The organism is Bradyrhizobium sp. P5_C12 (genome assembly GCF_054049735.1).
Map to the genome: position 1 here is coordinate 1 of NZ_JBFULU010000142.1, position 790 is coordinate 790.

Annotated in this window: 1 protein-coding gene and 1 tRNA gene; both read left to right on the top strand. The window is 55.4% G+C overall.

What is annotated here, in order from left to right:
• The first annotated feature begins 147 nt into the window (after window positions 1-147).
• A tRNA-Met gene (locus ACXJMY_RS38000) sits at window positions 148-224 on the top strand.
• Between the two features lie 252 nt (window positions 225-476).
• On the top strand, window positions 477-790 hold a 314-nt coding region (locus tag ACXJMY_RS38005; RefSeq protein ID WP_456624470.1), incomplete at its 3' end, for a toll/interleukin-1 receptor domain-containing protein.

Below are 790 nucleotides of genomic sequence, written 5' to 3' on the forward strand. Positions count from 1 at the left end.
GGTTGGTACATACCGCCCGCACCCAACGGGCTTTGCCCCGGGGTTGCCTTCCAAGGAAGCCTTTGGGACGGACGAGCAAGCCACGCGAACAGCGCCGGCCTTACCTCATCGTCCCCGGCATTTTCACGAAGGCGCGCAACGGTTTAACGCGGGGTGGAGCAGCCCGGTAGCTCGTCAGGCTCATAACCTGAAGGTCATAGGTTCAAATCCTATCCCCGCAACCAAGATTTGATAGCATTATCAAACGATCAGCCCGCCTCTGGCGGGCTTTTCGTTGCATTGCAGGCTGTTCCCAGGCCTTGCCACCCAAAGCACAGTCTTTTCATATGGTTACAGCGTTTTCTACAAACGCATACTGTCCGCTACAATTTCTTCTTAGGCGCATGATGGGCACCATGGGCAAACTAGTGAACATCCCGAGGGACAACCGCTAGTCGCGTGTACCATAGGCGTTCGCCGAATCGGTCGGGGGAATAGTGGAAGAACGCGTCGCTCTAGCAACTCAACCAGAAACCGTTCAGGTCGAACGGAACGTCGTCTTTCTTAGCAAAGCGACGCCGGGCGACGATGAACTTGCGCTTTGGCTGGCCCCGAAGCTGGAGGCTGCTGGATACAAGGTCTTTGCCGATATTCGGACGTTAGAGCCGGGTGACAGATGGCGGACCATCATCACTTCCACGCTCCAAAATCAGGCGTGCAAAATGTTGCTGTGCTGTAGCAACGAGACACTCGCTGCTACCGGCGTTCAGGAAGAGATTGAAATCGGCTTGGACTTAGTCAAGGAGCTCAA